We start from the raw sequence: 16,860 nt of genomic DNA, 5'->3' as shown, positions 1-16,860 counted from the left end.
TTTTACTGCCCCTCCTTACATATTCTCTTTTGCAGCACGAATTGCTTTTGGTGTAATCCGAACTTCCAATTTGCCTAGGAAAAATTCTACTAATAGTGCCAAAATCGTAACCGGAATCGCACCGCCAAGAATTAAATCTGGACGATATAAGTTCAACCCATTAAAGATAAAGTCACCGAGTCCACCAGCGCCAATGTATGAGGCAAGCGTTGCCCACGCAATGATGTAGACAGCGGATAAACGAATACCAGCCATAATAACCGAAATCGAGTTAGGAAGTTCGACATTTTTGACGAGTTGCCAAGATGTCATCCCCATTCCACGTCCTGATTCAATCAAGTTTTTATCAACACCACGAACACCGATAAATGTGTTTCGCATAATTGGCAGCACAGAATAGATAAATAGCGCCACAATCGCCGGTATTTTACCAACGCCTAGAATTGGAATAATAAAAGCCAAGATTGCAAGTGACGGCACTGTTTGTAACACACTAACAATCCCGATCACAAAATTAGCGATTTTTGGCGAGCGTGTTAACAGAATGCCCACCGGTACAGCCACAACAATCCCCAAAATTACCGCAGATAGCGAAATATAGAGATGTTCCCACGTTTTTACTAGCAGGTCATGGCCGTTGTCTTGGAAAAATTGCGTAATCGCGTCCATTAAAAATAACCTCCTATTTTATTCGTGCACTTCTTCTTTTTCAAGTTCTTTCGTTACCTCAGCATGCTCTGCGGCAGCTTCTTCTAAATCGCCCCAAATCGAATCATATACAATATCTACAAGACTTGCGCGCGTCACAATCCCAACTAAACGGTTTTTCTCATCTACAACAGGGACATACTTAAATCCACGTTTTAGAATCCGTTGCATCGTATCGCGTAATAGCGCATCTTTTCGAACGTAGAAAACATTTTTATCCAAAATATCAACAACCGATGTCGCAGTCCGGCGATTATGCTCGATTGCTTCGACATCAATGATCCCTTTCAACACATTCTGGTCATCCGTCACAAGTAGCGTATCAACACGACGCTCTTTCATCAATTGAATCGCCGCTTGAAGCGATTTATCCGCCGTAATCGAAACAGGCGTATTATTCATGATTTGTTCTACATTCGTCACGTTTGGACGCGCCTCAATCAAGCGATCCTTCCCAATAAAGTCTTCCACAAATTTATCAGCTGGATTTCGCAAAATTTCATCTGGCGTATCAAATTGAACGACCTCGCCACCTCGCATAATCACAATCCGATCCGCAAGTTTGATAGCCTCATCCATGTCATGCGTAACGAAAATAATCGTCTTTCCAAGTTCTCGTTGCAAACTCTTGAATTCCTCTTGCAAAGAATCACGCGTAATTGGATCAAGCGCACCAAAAGGCTCATCCATCAAAATCAAATTCTGTTCCGCAGCAAGCGCACGAAGCACACCAATCCGTTGCTGTTGCCCACCACTTAACTCATACGGATAACGATCTAAATACTCTTCAGGCAAATCGACCAATTTAATCAATTCCAACGCCCGCTCATTCTTCTTCTCTTCTGACCATTTCAAAAGTTTCGGAACAAGTACAATATTTTCACGAATCGTCATATGTGGCATCAGTCCAATTTGCTGAATCACATACCCAATCGAACGGCGCAATTTCACCGGATCTTCCTTCATAATATCTTTGTCGTTAATAAAAATTTGGCCATTTGTTGGCTCAATCAAGCGGTTAATCATCTTCATCGTTGTTGTCTTCCCGCAACCACTTGGCCCGATAAAACAAATAAATTCGCCACGATCAATATCTAAGTTTAGATCATTGACCGCCGTTTTACCGCCCTTGTAAATTTTTGAAACATGCTCAAATCTTAGCAATCTAGACACCTCCGAGTTTAATTAGCTAGCATATCGCTAGTGTGAAAGCTTTGAATCAACGAACCCATTGATCCACGACGTATGTATTCCCATCCCTGCCTATAACGAAACATTTCATAGAACAAAAGAATATGATGGAAAAACTTATCAATAAAAAGAAATAAAAGTTGGGAATTAGCGCTTCTCAACTTTTAACTGGTTGTATAATTTAGAACACAGTTATAGCGAGTAAGAAATCAAAATGTTGATTCTATTCCAAATAACACAGCCCTTTCTAAACCTCATTATAACGTAACCAAAATCAAAAAGCGAACCCTCCTGCCTCATATATGCCTATTCAGATAGAAAAAAGCTCCACCAAATGCACTACTCATAGGCACTTAGGGAACTTTTGAAATTTCTTATAAAAATGAGGATTTGTGTTTGAAATTGGAGGCTTTTTATTCGGATATGGATATGGACTTGAATTCGCAAAATCGAAAAATGGCTCCAATTCTAGGTAATACTATACTCATCTTCTCCTGTCTTCATTGAAACATGGAAAAAACCATCGTACACTATTTTTCCTAAAATCGATTCGTAAGTTTCAATCTAGTATCAATTCTCCTTAAGATAGCATAGCCAATCAGCGCTCCAACGAGAGAACTCAAAAAGAAAGATGGAATAAAGACCCACATCGTCATTTGCTGCGTTAGAAATAATCGCGCAATCGGGTAGCATATCAAAGCACCGAGAATCCCCGTTCCGACAATTTCGCCAACAGCTGCCAGCCAAAGCTTTTTCGTATACTTGTAAAGCACACCTGCGCATAACGCACCGACCATACTCCCAGGAAACGCAAAAACAGTACCAGTTCCAAAGAGATTCCGCAACACAGAGGTTCCAAATGCTTGCACAACAGCATATCCAGGCCCAAGCATCACAGCGCTAATCAAATTTACCAAATGTTGCACGGGAGCAATTTTAGCAAATCCGACTGGTACAGCTATAAGACTACTTCCTATAAAAGAAATCGCAATTAGCATCGCTGTATAAAGCCATTTTTTTAGTACCATAATTATTTAGGTAAGAATAGCTTCGGTGAAATTTTCATCAGGACGGAAACAATGATTCCAGCTACAATAATCGTCGCGATACAGCTGGCGCCATTCATCACAAGCGAGAATATTTGTGCGGACCAACCTTTGAATGCGTATGCTCCCCAAAACAAAACACCTGCAAGATAATGCCAGAAATACTTTGCCAAACCACCGACAACCATCGTGCCCCAAGCCCAGCCAATCGCTTTACCTAATTTCTCCTCTTTCAAATAGCCACGAACTTGTACCGCGAAAACACCTGCAAAAGCGATGAACGCAAAAGCCACGATATACTCGATAAATCCTTGTAACGGACTCAAAATATAGGCTTTTCCAGTCACAAAATGAAGTAACCCCCACAATAACCCAGAAAAACCAGCAGCCCAAAAGCCACGTCTAATCGCAATGATATACATCGGAATCATACCAAGCGATATCGAAAAAGATGATCCAATATCAAGCGGAATAAAACTGAGAACCATTGCTAGTGCTGCGAAAATAGCACATTCCAACATCGTTAATAATCGCGTATTACGCATAAAAAATACCCCTCTCTTTTTTTGGTAAAAAAACGTACCGCAGAAGAAAGGAGTCATATCGTCAAATTATGTATCAGATACCACTTCATTCGCCACAATCCCTACGCTCGTATTAACGAACAGGTTCAAAGGGTCAGAATCCTAAAAATCAGGAATCAATCTCAGCCAAAGCCCCCCCTGTGGTAACGTCCTATTCATGAAATAGATCATACTCTAGATAAATTGGCGACAAGCGCTCGTATTTCACTAGTTCCGCGGACTTCCGGTTCTCATGTACAGTCGTACACTCCGCTTCCGGCTTCCACGGAACTAGTGAAATACAAACGCTTTCGCTCAATTTGTTTAAAGCGAAGACAGCTCCTACGTGATAACAGTAGTTTTGCGGTCTATCGTTCAATAGAATAATTTCTAATCATGGATTTGCAAATAAACCAACCTTGATTTGTAATCTCGGCGACTTATTTGTTTATCTGGTTTTTATTATAACAGCATTTTTTAGAAAGTCCAGTTCCCTGCTCTTTCAATGCGTGCTTATTCATGATAGAATAGGAGTAATTGCGTTTTTGGCATTCAATATGAAAATTTCAGTTGAAAACGCGCGAATTTGGGAGGACGAAAATGTTAACTGTAAATAATGTATCTTTACGTTTTGGCGATAAAAAATTATTTGAAGATGTTTCTATTAAATTTACACCAGGAAATTGTTATGGTCTTATTGGTGCGAACGGCGCTGGTAAATCTACTTTCTTAAAAGTACTTTCTGGTGAGCTTGATTCACAAAGTGGTAACGTGCATATTCCTGCTGGTGTACGTTTGACGGTTTTGAAGCAAGATCATTTCCAATATGATGAGGAAGTTGTTCTAAAAACCGTTATTCGTGGACATGAGAAGTTATTTAAAATCATGGAAGAAAAAGATGCGATTTATTCAAAAGAAGATTTCAGTGATGCAGATGGTATTCGTGCTGCAGAACTTGAAGGTGAATTTGCAGAGCTTGATGGTTGGGACGCAGAACCAGAAGCAGCAGTTCTACTTAGCGGTCTTGGAATTACGACCGATTTACATGATAAACTAATGAAAGACCTTACCGGTGGCGACAAAGTGAAAGTTTTGCTAGCACAAGCGCTGTTTGGCAAACCTGATATCTTACTTCTAGATGAGCCTACCAACCATCTGGATATTAAAGCGATTCATTGGTTAGAAGAATTCTTGATTAACTTTGAAAACACGGTTATCGTTGTTTCCCATGACCGTCACTTCTTAAATAAAGTTTGTACGCATATTGCCGATCTTGATTTCAGCAAAATTAAGCTCTATGTTGGTAACTATGATTTCTGGTATGAGTCTAGCCAGCTAGCCCAAACAATGATGGGCGATCGCAACAAAAAGAAAGAGGAGAAAATCAAGGAATTGGAAGCCTTTATCGCACGTTTCTCGGCCAACGCTTCGAAATCTAAGCAAGCGACCAGCCGTAAGAAAATGCTCGATAAAATCACGCTGGAGGACATCCAACCTTCTAGTCGTCGCTATCCGTTCGTACAGTTCAATCCTGACCGCGAAGTTGGGAATGATCTCCTTACTGTAACGAATCTTTCTAAGACGATTGATGGCGTGAAAGTGCTTGATAACGTTAGCTTTATTATTAATCGTAATGACAAAGTTGCCCTTGTTGGTGACGATGAAGTTGCAAAAACCGTATTCTTCCAAATCCTTGCTGGTGAAATGGAACCGGATGAAGGTGAATATAAATGGGGTGTAACAACAACACAAAGCTATTTCCCGAAAGATAACTCAGAATTCTTCGAGGAAAATGATTTGAATCTTGTAGAATGGTTGCGTCAATATTCTCCACAAGACGATAGTGAAGCATTCCTTCGCGGTTTCCTTGGTCGTATGCTGTTTAGTGGTGATGAAGTGTTGAAGAAAGTTCGTGTTCTTTCCGGTGGTGAGAAAGTTCGTTGTATGCTATCGAAAAACATGCTTTCTGGCGCAAACGTACTCCTTATGGACGAGCCTACCAACCATTTAGACTTAGAATCGATTACTGCGTTAAATAACGGTATGATTCAGTTTAAAGGCGCGATGATTTTCGCATCACATGATCACCAGTTCTTACAAAGTGTCGCGACTCGTATCGTCAACCTTTCGAAAGATCAGTTCTACAATAAAGAAATTTCATATGATGAGTATCTTGCTGAAGCATTGAATGTGACAGAATAAGATAAATCCTTAAAAAGCAGTAGAACGGCCTCTAAAATGGCTTTTCTACTGCTTTTCTTTTGTGTTTTTGCTCATGATATACGTATCGTAATATTTCCCATCGGCCAGTTTTTTATCCGCTTTCAAACACCCTTCGATTTCAAAACCGAATTTTCCGTATAAATCAATGGCTTTTTTATTCGTCTCTATAACCGATAACGTCATTTTCCTGATATCGTGATTATCTGCCCATTGTATTGATTTCGCCAATAGTTCTGAGCCGATGTCATTCCCCCATTGCGCCTTTAGAATTGCCACACCAAAGATCACCTTATGACTAGAACGGCTGAGGACATTCCCCTCACACCTTGAAAAACCAACGATATCCCCTCCTATTTCTGCGACTAAAAATAGATTCTTCAACGATGCTTTATCAAACTGGATGATTTCTCGAAAACCTGCTTCATCAATGAAATCCTCGCCTCGCTGCCTATCCAAATTTTCCGTTTCCCCATCGATTTGTAAGCGAATTTCAGATAGCTGTCTGGCATCACCTATTTCTGCTAAACGAATCCTATACATTTTTTCCTCCCAAACAAAAAACACTCCCTGATTTAGGAAGTGCTATTCATTATTTTTTCAAATTAAGTCGTCCTGTATCACTCTTAATCAGCTTATCCTTATTATACGTTGACCATGAAAATTGGAACCATTCGATATCTGATACTTTATCCAGCTTATCAAGCGGGAACACGATAGTGCCTTTAATTGTCGCTCCTGGCTTCATTTTGCCATCGATAAGATCTGATAAAATAATATCAGCTGCCAATTGCTGACCATTGACTGTCGTTAACTCACCTTGCAACGGGTAGCTTAGTAATTCGTTTTTTGTGTTATTTTTAATTTCAATGGCGATTGTTAATGTACCTGGCATATCCTTGTCTTCCATCGTTGAGTGGACGACTTTTTTCTCGACGGTGACGGTTGAAATTTTCTTGTCCATTCCGTCAGCGTTATTGTGCCAGTTCACATTGTATGTTTCCTTGCCCTCTGATTTTGAGTTTCCTGTCTTGCTATCAGAAGTGTAACTTGCGACTTGTTGCTGCAACTTATTGTAGTTGCCAAATGAGATAAATACGCCAATAATAGAGGCGATAATAATAAGACTGGCGCCACTCACGACGTAAATTCCAATTTTGCGTTTGGATTGGGCGAATAACAAGATAAGTCCAACGATGAACGCTAGAAATGCAAAACCCAATAATGTTAACCAAATGGCCATGTTTTAACTCTCCTTGCTTGATTGTTATTCTTGTACTATACCACATGTTGAAGTTCTTATAAAGCATCTTTTGCTGAATTAATCTTTGCAGGATTTTATTCATGGAAAACGTCGCCTTAGCTCCTTGGAATTTGGAGTTAAAGCGACGTTTTCTGTCGATATGCAGTTTGTTGTTGCGGCTCTTATGAGGCATCATTTGCCGATTTAGAGCCGCAATATGCATGAGAGCGCAGCGAGCATGTAATCCACCCGTGGCTCTTATACGCCGAGCTCTGAATCATCACAACTCAAATATTGAAACTCCATGTTTTAAAGCATCTAATCATGCGCAACGTCATGTTTCACGCCTTCGATCTAGCTTCAAGAGCCAGACTAATAATAATTCAGTAGTTATTCCCAACCTAGCAATCACGGGTTGCGGGAACGCTCCGTTTTTTGACGTATCATCGTTTCCAGATCTAGCTTCAAGGGCCAGCCTCTCGGAAATTTCGGAGCCTCCGTAAAAGTCAAAAGAGTACTTTCACTGCGCCCCTAACAATTTCTGTCGAGGCTAAACGGGCTCTTTCAGCTTTTCACTAGATCTAGCTTCAAGGGCCAACTCCTCGAAAACTTCACGCCCTCCACAAAAACCAAGTGTGGATTTTTATTGCGGCCGCTCCAGTTTTTTTCGGAGCTGAACGGGCCGTTTCAGCTTTTCTCTATACTTCCATTATAATCGGCAATATCATCGGGCGACGCTTCGTTTGTTCAAACAAGTAACGATTCAGCTGATCGCGGATATCTTGTTTTAATTTCGCCCACTCGAATTCTTTGTCTTGTAAATTCTTCTCAACAATTTTCGTCACGACTTCAGAAGATTTCTCAAGCAAATGCTCGGATTCGCGAACATAGATAAATCCACGTGAGATAATTTCTGGTCCGGAAATAATTGCTTTAGATTTACGGTTTAGCGTGATAACAACGATGAAAATACCGTCTTCTGATAGTAGTTTACGATCGCGTAATACGATATTACCCACATCTCCTACGCCAAGTCCATCAATTAGTGTATTACCTGCAAACACGCGGTTTCCAGCAGTCATACGGCCATTTTTATATTCGATAACTTCGCCTTTTCCAGCTACGAATACGTTTGATTTCGGGATGCCGACTTGATATGCCAATTTAGCGTGGGCAATCAACATGCGGTATTCGCCGTGAACTGGGATGAAGTATTTTGGTTTCATTAAGTTTAGCATTAGTTTTAAATCGTCTTGGCTACCGTGACCGGATACGAATAAATCGCGGTTCATCGTTAATACGGTTGCATCAGCTTTATAAAGCATATCAATCGTTTTCGACAAAATAGTTTCTGATGATGGCGATGGCGTTGTTGTGATGTAAACTGTATCGCCTTTTTCGACGTTTACTTTTGGATGCTTGCCTTGTGTCATCAATTGTAATGATTGAATTGGTTCGCCGAGATTACCTGTTTCAATGATAACTAGCTTGTCTTGTGGTAATTTCTTCGCTTCTTTTAGTGGAATAACGAGATCTTCGCTTTGTAATTGAATCTTGTTTAATTTCACAGAGATGTCAAAAACGCGTTCTAGTTCTTTCCCAACAATTGCTACTTTGCGGTTTGTCGCGAACGATGCATCCAGAACTTGTTGTAAACGAACCAAATTAGATGCGACACACGCAACGATAACGCGACCTGGCGCGGAATGGAAAGCGTGGCGAATCTCTTCGTCAATAAGGCTGTCACTGGATGTAGCACCAGCATGTTCTGCTTCTGAGCTATCGGATAGTAAAGCAAGTACGCCTTTTTCGCCGATTTCAGCGATGCGACCTAGGCTTGTTTCATAACCTAATTTTGCTGATTGATCGAATTTGAAATCGCCTGTATAGACAATCGCGCCTTCACATGTGTTCAGAACAATCCCTACAGAATCAGGAATCGAGTGCGTTGTGCGGAAAAACTCTACATCCACATTTGGAAATGATAATTTCGTTTGGCCATCAACAATACGGAAATCGTTGAAGCGTACTTTTTTATGTTCTTTTAATGCCGCTTTGGCAAGAGCGATTGTCAGCTCTGTCCCGTAAACTGGCACTTTAATCTTTGCAAGTACATAAGGCAAAGCTCCAATTGCGTCTTCGTGACCGTGCGTTAGGAAAATCGCCTCGATCCGATCTTGGTTGTCCTCTAAGTATTTAATGTCTGGAATAACGACGTCGATGCCCAATAGTTCGTCTTCTGGGAACATCAAACCTGCATCCATAATATAAATAGATTCATCCACTTCTGCAACGTATAAATTCTTTCCACTTTCGTCTACACCGCCAAGTGGGATAATCTTAATGTGTTTTGCTTTTTTAATTGTCAAAGTTATTCCTCCTTCCTCTTATTTTAAATAATTTTTGAATACTGTTTCGATAGTTGTTATCTCTGTTTCTGTTAACGGCGCGAGTGGCAATCTTACGTGCCCAACGTCAACGCCGAGTTTGTTGACCATATGTTTCACTGGAGTTGGATTTGGCGCGATGAATAACGTATTCATTAACGGTACGAGTTTGCCATGAATCTGCGCGGCTTTTTTCGTATCGCCTTCATCAAAAGCACGAAGCATCGTCTGCATTTCAGGCCCAATAATGTGGCTCGCAACCGAAATAACGCCGACTCCTCCAAGCGCATAGATTGGCAAAGTAAAGCTGTCATCACCACTATACACCGCGAAATCATCACCAGTTTCTGCAATAATTTTTGTGATATTGTCAAAATTACCGCTAGATTCTTTGACCGCAACGATGTTCTCGATTTTTGAAAGCTCGATAATCGTTTCCGGCTCGATATTCACAATCGAACGGCTCGGAATGTTATAAATGATCACTGGTAGCGTCGTCGCCTCTGCAATTGCCGCAAAATGAGCGTAAAGGCCAGCTTGATTAGGCTTATTATAGTACGGTGCCACAATCAAAACCGCGTCAATCCCACCGATTTCTTCTACTTCTTTCGTGAAGGCAATCGTTTCTGCTGTATTATTCGAACCCGTCCCCGCAATAATTTTCGCGCGACCTTGATTTGTTTCCACGACTTGTTTGAAAAGCTTGATTTTTTCATCATGCGAAATCGTTGGTGATTCCCCGGTCGTACCTGCCACTACAAGCCCATCCGATCCGTTTTCAATGAGGTGGTTGACTAAGCGATGAATCCTTTTTTTACACACTTTATCTTTCTCGGAATTGTACGGCGTCACCATTGCTGTCACTACTTTTCCAAAATCCATTATGTTATTCCTCCTCCAACTCATTTTCAATGCAAAATTCGTCATGAAGTGCGTTCACGGCGGCGATTAAATCCATTTCTTCCACTAGAATCCAAACGGTGGTATGACTATCTGCGGATTGCAAAATAGCGATGTTTTTCGCGGATAAGGCGGACACGATTTTGGCGGTAACTCCTGGGACACCGGCGATGCCAGCCCCAACAATAGAGACTTTCGCGCAGTTCTCGGTCGTTTCTGCCACGTAGGATACTTCTTTTAAAAGTGTCAACACATGCTCACGCTTTCGTTCTGGCACAGTGAACACGATTTCGTTTGTCGATATATTGATAAAATCTAAACTGATACTTGCCTCAGCTAAAATAGCGAAAGCTTTCTGTTGCGTATGCACACTATCCGTTTTAACACGAAGCTGCGTCAAGTTCGTCACATGCGCGATACCAGTGACGAGGCGTTCTTTCACGTCAAAACGACCACTGACCTCAGTTTGCGATGTGACAAGCGTCCCCTCACCCTTCAAATAGGTCGAGCGAATGCGAAGCGGAATCTTGGCTTGCATCGCGATCTCAACGGCACGCGGATGAATCACTTTGGCACCTTGATACGCCATATTACTAACTTCATTATAGCTCACAGTCGGTAATGAACGCGCGTTTTTCACGATTCGCGGATCAGCCGTATACATGCCATCGACATCCGTAAAAATATCGACCCGTTCGGCGGCAAGTGCGACGCCAAGCGCTGCGGCAGATGTATCGCTTCCACCACGACCAAGCGTTGTGATATCACCATTTGGCGCGCTTCCTTGGAAACCAGCAACGACAACGATATCCACCGTTTCCAATGTTTCACGTAAACGCGTCACATCAACCTCGGAAATTTTGCCAGCCGTATATTCGCCGGATGTCCTGATACCAGCTTGCGCGCCTGAAAACGCCGTTGCTTTGATATCAGCTTCCAAAAGCATGTTTGTGAATACTGCGGTAGAAATCGTTTCGCCGACAGAAAGCAACATGTCTTGCTCGCGTAACGACAACCGCGTTTCCTTCGCGCCGATGAGCTCAAGCAATGTGTCCGTCGCATATGGATCACCTATTCGGCCAATCGCCGAAACAACGACGACCACTTTATAGCCTTGATCGATCGAATTCTGTAAATGATTAAATGCAAGCTGGCGGGACTCCTCGTTCTGAACGGAAGTCCCACCAAATTTTTGCACGATAATTTTCATTCGTTACACCTCAATTATTTCGCGTTTTCAGATGATTTCTTGTTCGATTAATGATTCAGCAATTTGAATCGAATTCCAAGCAGCGCCTTTTAACAAATTGTCCGATACGATCCACATGTGGAACCCTTTCGAATCGTCTAAGTCGTGACGAACGCGCCCCACGAAAACCTCTTTTTTGCCAGCAGAACTCGCCGCATGTGGGTAAACTTGGTTCGCGGTATCATCTTCCAAAACAACACCAGGAGCATTGCGCAGTAGCTCTTGAATTTCAGAAACCTTCACATTATCCTGCTCCACTTCAATATAAACAGACTCCGAGTGGCCCGTGATAACTGGAATACGCACACATGTTGCCGCCACTTTCATCGACGCATCACTCATGATTTTCTTCGTTTCATTGACCATCTTCATCTCTTCGTATGTATAGTCATTATCCGTGAAAACATCAATTTGTGGCAACGCATTAAACGCGATTTGGAAATGTTTCTTGTCCCCTTTCACCGGCATCACAGCAGGCGTAAACTCTTCCCCACTCAAAATAGCTTGAGACTGCGTTTGCAACTCCTCAATCGCTTGAATGCCAGAACCAGAAACGGCTTGGTACGTCGAAACAATGATCCGGTTTAGGCCATAAGCCGCACGAATCGGTTGAAGCGCCGCGACCATTTGAATCGTCGAACAGTTCGGGTTCGCGATAATGCCTTTATGATCACGCAAAGCCTCTGGATTCACCTCAGGAACAACAAGCGGCACATCAGGATGCATCCGGAACGCACTCGTATTATCAATCACAATCGCACCATGAGCCACAGCATCTTTGGCAAAACGCTCAGAAATAGAACCGCCAGCACTAAACAAAGCAATATCCACACCTGCAAAACTATCCGGCGTTGCTTCTTTAATGACAACTTCTTCCCCGCGGAACGTTAATTTCTTACCTGCCGAACGCGCCGAAGATAAAAACGAAACTTCCTTTATCGGAAACGTCACATCTTCCAGTAATTGAATCATTTGAGTCCCAACAGCGCCAGTCGCACCAACAACGGCTACATGATAACTTTTTGTCATTCTATTTCCCCCTAGATTTTGATATATTTTGTCGAAAATATCGGGTGTGAAAATCATTACTATAAATCTAGAACTATCCTCAACACCAATAATTTTCGAGTAAGACGTAATTTCTGCTTTACTCAAAATCGAGCGAAAGCGTTTGTATTCAGGAGATTTGGTGGAAGCCGGAAGCGGAGCATACTCGTGTATGTGAGAACCGGAAGTCTGCCGAATCTCCTGAATGCGAGCGCTTGTCGCCGATTTCCATTGAATATAATCCTAATCTGTTTTTTTACATTTAACTTATCATACCATAAAAGGCGGTAATTATCAGGTTTTTGCATGGGATTTTGAGGAGAAATTGAAAATTTTTATCGTAGCTGAAAACCTGTTTGCATTTTTTCTGCATTTTGAACACGTTTTTTCATTATAAAATAGTTCTTGTAAGACAACATAAATAGAGAATTGGAGTTGACAACAATGGATGAAATGGTAAAAACAGTACAGAGTTGGTTGAACAAAACGTATCAAGGTTATGTCGCAAAAGGCGATTATCAAACGATTCCTGAGAACGGGAAAACAGGATGGACGACGGTGTATGCCCTAACGCGCGCCCTTCAAATCGAGCTTGGCATCTCACCTACCGCCGATAATTTCGGACCGGGAACGGAGAAAGCATTCAAACCACTGACAATCGGAGCAAGCGAAGCCAAACCAAGCAACATCAACTATATTTTGCAAGGCGCGTTCTATTGTAAAGGCTACAGTCCTGGTGGGTTTACAGGAACGTTCGGTGGACAAACGCAAATCGCCGTTAAAATGTTTCAAAAAGACGCCGGACTCGCGACACAAGATGGTGTTGTATCAGCGATTATTATGAAATCCCTGCTCAATATGAGCGCGTTCCAGACAGTAAGCGGTGGCAATATCGCCGTTCGGACCGTCCAGCAGAATCTAAATCGAGATTACAGCGCTTGGATTGGTACACTTGTTCCATGTGACGGTTTATACGGTCGTGATACGAATACCGCGCTGATTTACGCCCTGCAGAAAGAAGAAGGAATGGCGCGCACGACGGCAAACGGCAATTTTGGACCAGGGACGACGACAAGTCTGACCAATCTGATTCCAACGTTCACATCGAACAAAGCGCTCGTTCTACTTTTGCAATACAGCCTTGCGTGTAACGGTCTGCCGATCAATCAATTTAGCGGTACGTATGACGCGGAAACAACGAATCTGGTGAAGCGCTATCAAGAATTTATGAAAATGAGCATCACGACTGGCGCGATTAATATGGGCACGTTCAAAGCGCTGCTGTCGAGTTCTGGCGATACGAACCGAAGCGCGACTGCCTGCGATACTTCTTACGTCCTGAATACTGACCAGATTGATACCCTATGGAATGCCGGTTACCGCTACGTTGGCCGCTATTTAACAGGGAATGTCATCCGCGGTGGCACTCGAGTTCCGAAAGCGATGAATCCGACAGAAATCGCCGCAATCCTGAAAAAAGGCCTGAAAATCTTCCCAATCTATCAAGACGGCGGCTATGAAATTCCGTATTTCGAGGTTCCACTTCAAGGTATTAGCGACGGCTATAAAGCTATTGATGCCGCATACAACCTTGGTTTCCCAGCAGGAACAACGATTTATTTCGCGGTAGATCTCGACGCATACGATTACCAAATTACAGATTTAATCACGCCCTACTTCCAAAATCTACGCGCCGCTTTTAAGCAAAATCAAGATTTGCGTTCTTACCAAATCGGCGTTTACGGCGCCCGCAATGTATGTAGCCGTCTGAAAAACGCCGGCCTTGTCGATAACGTCTTCGTTGCCGATATGTCCACAGGATTCAGCGGCAACCTCGGCTTCCCAATGCCTGATGACTGGGCATTCGACCAATATTTCGAAATGTCAATCGGCACAGGAAACGGGAAATTAGACATTGATAAAGTAACCTATTCCGGCGTGGATAAAGGCGTTTCAGTTGTGACGCCACCACCAGTAAGCGATACACCGAATTCCGCAGCGATTAATCGTGCGCGTTTGATGAGGATTCGTGATGTTTTGTATGGAACACCTAGCTTAGCTACATTGGTTGATGATAAAGTTACGTTTGAGTTAGAGATGGAGAAAACTAATGTACGAGTAATATCACCAAATTTAACCGTTGCATTTACTGCAAGTGCAAAATTAGTGAACTCAGGTAGTGGAGGAACTACCATCTCTATAAAAGATGGGAAAGTCAACGCTTCATTTCAACAAGAATTAGCAAATTGGACCGGCTCCCTATCAACAGAAGATGCTGGAAATGCAAAAAAAGTTGTGGCTGATTTAGCAACCAAAGTAGTGGTAGGCGATATTACTGTAAAATGGATGCCCGCTAAGGATGTATTGACAGTTACAATTACAGCAAATGTTCCAGAAATTGAAGTCACGAATAACTATAAAACTAATGCCTCCATGAGCGTTTCGCTAATATTTGATAATAAAAACCGAGAACTTGACACACAAATGAATGCAGTATCCGAAGCTGTACTCACCGGTTCATTAAAAACCTCTGTTGTAGGTGGCTTGCTTTACTGTGCCTATGCTGTTTCTACAATAGGGACTGTCGTTGCTGCACCTTTAGCGTTATCAATAGCTGGATTAATATTACTTATTAAAGTGGTATTAGATAATTCATCCAGTAAATAGTACTAATAAATCTACATTCGTTGTATAATGGATGTAGATTTATTTTATCGTATAAGGAGGTTCACCATTGAAAATAACAAAGATAGAGCTTGAAAATTTTTCAAATCTTGTAACAGGGTTAATTGAGCAGTCCGATAATATCGAGTCACTTTGCTACGCTCTAAATAGGCTTCCTCTTGAAGAGCTAGAAAAAGTAAAAACATATTTTTCAGGTTCTGCTACACGCGTTGTAGCAATTAGGCAAAGAGAAATAATAATCGGTTCATTTCTTTCTGGAATGTTAATTTTCCTTTTCAGTACGTATCAGTCTAATTTGATTGTTTTCTTTTTTTGGGCACTATTTTCTGTTACTTGTGTTTTAGAGTTTCTTCGTTTGCTACTGGCTAGAAAACCGATCCATAAACACATATCTCTTGCATTTAATAGAACGAAATATGATCGCATTATTACAATCACTGATATTATACTAAACAAGCGCTATGAAGATGAGTTAAAGAACACACTAGAAAAATTTGCTCCATCCGAAGACATTAAACCCCTAAAAGATAGTTTATAGGAGGGACATCCCTTGAAAATATCAAATTCAAATCGTAAAGAATTTGCCCAACTACTTTCTACTACAGTAGATGTTGCTGATGATGAAGCTACTCTAAATGAAACCTTAGACAAATTATCTTTAAATGATTTAGAGCGTTTAAAAGCCTATCTTTCTGGTAGTATGTCGATCAGCCTATTTTTCATGCTTAGGTTTATTGTCATCTACTCTTTCTTGGGCGGCTTACTTGTGTACTTTGTTTATCTATACCAAGGAAACATTAAAATTATCGCGATTGCATTTGGCTTATTGTTAGGAATATTGATAGAGCATATTTTGCTTAGAGTGCAGGTACCACTCCTAACCCATTCAATACTAACTCACCGCAGACGAAAATATGATCGAATCGTCCAAGTCATCGAAGTCATTCTAAAAAAACGTTACCTAAAAGAATTACAAAATGCAGTGATCGATTTCTAAATAAAAGCATCGAAAAACGTTGATATAATAGCGTTTTTCGATGCTTTTTTACTGTCCAAAATAAAAATAAAGATGGGCGATTTCAGACAGGTTTAGAGATGAAATCCGTTGTATAATAAACCTATATTAAAGATGAATGGAGGTCATAATATGACAACAGCAACTAAAACCATGCCGAAAGAAATTTATCGTTATATCGAGCATGAGATTATTAATTATCCCCAAATGATAGAGCGTATCAATGAGTTAACACAATACTTAACACACGACAAAAATCCGCAATCCCCTTCCCATAACACGCTTCATCTGGATATTAGGATTGAAAGGCTTTCAACCGTAGTCCGATGTATAGAAAATGTCATCCGTAATCTGAATTCGCTCGGTGATCCATACCAAGAATTCATTAAACTACGATATTGGCGCACCAACTCCAACACAACAATGGAAGGCATCGCACAAAAAATCCACGTAAGCCGTCGAACTGCATATAACATGCAAAATCGTATTATTCAGATGGTTGCGAGTGAATTGGGTGAGTGGAATTGACCCTATTTAGTATAAATAATGAATAATTTCGACCCATTATGCAAAAAAATTTTAAAATAGCAAATTAGCCAAGTAAAG

At 41.4% G+C, this 16,860-nt stretch carries 15 protein-coding genes and 1 riboswitch; of the genes, 5 read left to right on the top strand and 10 right to left on the bottom strand.

Translation table 11 applies throughout. From position 1 onward, the window contains the following. Positions 1-15: 15 nt before the first annotated feature. The 4 genes from HPK16_RS02920 to thiT form a co-directional block, all read right to left on the bottom strand. Positions 16-669, bottom strand: coding sequence for an ABC transporter permease (locus tag HPK16_RS02920; RefSeq protein ID WP_036061955.1), 654 nt, complete (start codon positions 667-669; stop codon positions 16-18). An 18-nt stretch (positions 670-687) separates the two neighbouring features. Further along, complete coding sequence (locus tag HPK16_RS02915) at positions 688-1,872, bottom strand: betaine/proline/choline family ABC transporter ATP-binding protein (protein WP_181675516.1); 1,185 nt, start codon at positions 1,870-1,872, stop codon at positions 688-690. 566 nt (positions 1,873-2,438) lie between these two features. Then, positions 2,439-2,897 carry an energy coupling factor transporter S component ThiW gene (gene thiW / locus HPK16_RS02910; RefSeq protein WP_425487909.1) on the bottom strand — a complete coding sequence of 153 codons (459 nt, stop codon included), beginning with the start codon at positions 2,895-2,897 and terminating at the stop codon, positions 2,439-2,441. A 32-nt stretch (positions 2,898-2,929) separates the two neighbouring features. Then, entirely contained in the window at positions 2,930-3,490 is a 561-nt protein-coding gene (gene thiT, locus HPK16_RS02905) for an energy-coupled thiamine transporter ThiT (RefSeq protein ID WP_181675514.1), read from the bottom strand. Positions 3,491-3,570: 80 nt separating this feature from the next. Next, positions 3,571-3,678: riboswitch (TPP riboswitch) on the bottom strand. Positions 3,679-4,108: 430 nt separating this feature from the next. On the opposite strand from thiT, the gene HPK16_RS02900 reads away from it, so the two are divergent. Beyond that, positions 4,109-5,710: an ABC-F family ATP-binding cassette domain-containing protein gene (locus tag HPK16_RS02900; RefSeq protein ID WP_181675513.1), complete on the top strand. Its 1,602-nt coding sequence runs from the start codon at positions 4,109-4,111 to the stop codon at positions 5,708-5,710. Between the two features lie 45 nt (positions 5,711-5,755). Here the strand turns inward: HPK16_RS02900 and HPK16_RS02895 are convergent, their stop codons facing one another. The 6 genes from HPK16_RS02895 to HPK16_RS02870 all read right to left on the bottom strand — a co-directional run bounded on the left by HPK16_RS02895 (position 5,756) and on the right by HPK16_RS02870 (position 12,536). Next, on the bottom strand, positions 5,756-6,271 hold the full coding sequence (locus HPK16_RS02895; RefSeq protein ID WP_181675512.1) for a GNAT family N-acetyltransferase: 516 nt from the start codon (positions 6,269-6,271) through the stop codon (positions 5,756-5,758). Between the two features lie 49 nt (positions 6,272-6,320). Beyond that, positions 6,321-6,971 (bottom strand): DUF4352 domain-containing protein, encoded by a 651-nt coding sequence (locus HPK16_RS02890; RefSeq protein ID WP_181675511.1) that lies wholly within the window; start codon positions 6,969-6,971, stop codon positions 6,321-6,323. Positions 6,972-7,669: 698 nt separating this feature from the next. Then, on the bottom strand, positions 7,670-9,340 hold the full coding sequence (locus HPK16_RS02885) for a ribonuclease J (RefSeq protein WP_181675510.1): 1,671 nt from the start codon (positions 9,338-9,340) through the stop codon (positions 7,670-7,672). Between the two features lie 18 nt (positions 9,341-9,358). After that, a complete protein-coding gene (gene dapA, locus HPK16_RS02880; RefSeq protein ID WP_181675509.1) occupies positions 9,359-10,240 on the bottom strand; it encodes a 4-hydroxy-tetrahydrodipicolinate synthase in 882 nt (293 codons plus the stop codon). Between the two features lie 4 nt (positions 10,241-10,244). Beyond that, positions 10,245-11,468, bottom strand: a complete 1,224-nt coding sequence (gene dapG / locus HPK16_RS02875; protein WP_181675508.1) for an aspartate kinase — start codon at positions 11,466-11,468, stop codon at positions 10,245-10,247. Between the two features lie 27 nt (positions 11,469-11,495). Beyond that, positions 11,496-12,536 (bottom strand): aspartate-semialdehyde dehydrogenase, encoded by a 1,041-nt coding sequence (locus HPK16_RS02870; RefSeq protein ID WP_181675507.1) that lies wholly within the window; start codon positions 12,534-12,536, stop codon positions 11,496-11,498. Positions 12,537-12,998: 462 nt separating this feature from the next. On the opposite strand from HPK16_RS02870, the gene HPK16_RS02865 reads away from it, so the two are divergent. The 4 genes from HPK16_RS02865 (at position 12,999) to HPK16_RS02850 (ending at position 16,782) form a co-directional block, all read left to right on the top strand. Continuing rightward, the gene (locus tag HPK16_RS02865) at positions 12,999-15,221 is read left to right on the top strand and encodes a glycoside hydrolase domain-containing protein (RefSeq protein WP_181675506.1); all 2,223 of its coding nucleotides are present in this window, start codon (positions 12,999-13,001) and stop codon (positions 15,219-15,221) included. Positions 15,222-15,288: 67 nt separating this feature from the next. Beyond that, positions 15,289-15,777: a hypothetical protein gene (locus HPK16_RS02860; protein WP_181675505.1), complete on the top strand. Its 489-nt coding sequence runs from the start codon at positions 15,289-15,291 to the stop codon at positions 15,775-15,777. A gap of 12 nt (positions 15,778-15,789) precedes the next feature. After that, entirely contained in the window at positions 15,790-16,236 is a 447-nt protein-coding gene (locus HPK16_RS02855) for a hypothetical protein (RefSeq protein ID WP_181675504.1), read from the top strand. A gap of 150 nt (positions 16,237-16,386) precedes the next feature. After that, positions 16,387-16,782: a hypothetical protein gene (locus HPK16_RS02850; RefSeq protein WP_181675503.1), complete on the top strand. Its 396-nt coding sequence runs from the start codon at positions 16,387-16,389 to the stop codon at positions 16,780-16,782. Positions 16,783-16,860 lie beyond the last annotated feature (78 nt).

The sequence above is a fragment of the Paenilisteria rustica genome (genome assembly GCF_013820765.1).
Lineage (GTDB): Bacteria > Bacillota > Bacilli > Lactobacillales > Listeriaceae > Listeria_A > Listeria_A rustica.
The sequence above is the reverse complement of the archived record's forward strand: the minus strand, read 5'-3'. Positions and strand labels throughout refer to the sequence as shown.